The organism is Emticicia sp. W12TSBA100-4, from assembly GCF_040253585.1.
GTDB lineage: Bacteria > Bacteroidota > Bacteroidia > Cytophagales > Spirosomataceae > Emticicia.
Genome location: NZ_JBELAU010000074.1, coordinates 1 through 619 on the forward strand (window position 1 = coordinate 1; position 619 = coordinate 619).

Here is a 619-nt window from a genome sequence, read left to right on the forward strand (position 1 = left end):
AAACGTTCAATATAAGCAGTTAAACCACTGTCTTTACCAACTCCAAAGTGGTCTTCCTGTTCAAATGCTTTAATGTATGCTTGCCAATAATCAGAAAAGAATCCCGTTTTTCCTTTGAAAATATCAGGAATTTTTTCGTAAAAAAGTTGGGCATCTTTACTTGAACGACTACCGACATGAAAGGCTACAATTTGTTTATTATATGGATTTAGAGCAAGCCAAAGCCATTGCTTATTATCCTTGTTTCCCACGAAAGTCGGCACGGGCCGCCCCGCACATCTCATCTAATTGAATACCAAAATATTCCACTCTTAGACCTCTTTCTTTACTATATAATTCATTGATTAACAGGTCATTATTCTCTATTAGTATTACAAAATCATCATTCGGCTCATCCAACTCAACATGTTCACCATCAATCACTTGCACGTAGCTCTCAAGTGAATCCGAATTTTTTTTATAGCCTCTATCCGACCTATTTCTTCATCCATTCGCTCTGATAAATAAGAGTCAAGGGCGGGAATAGACAAATCTGCATTTAAATCATCTGGTAGTGCTTTATATAATTCTTTGATGTAAGATAGTAGCCACTGCTGACTTACATCACATACTCGACAAA

At 36.5% G+C, this 619-nt stretch carries 2 pseudogenes; both read right to left on the reverse strand.

Annotation, left to right across the window (positions count from 1 at the left end):
- Positions 1-251: pseudogene (locus ABR854_RS25800) on the reverse strand (IS1 family transposase); the annotation flags it as partial.
- 168 nt (positions 252-419) lie between these two features.
- Positions 420-619 (reverse strand): annotated as a pseudogene (locus ABR854_RS25805) (hypothetical protein); the annotation flags it as partial.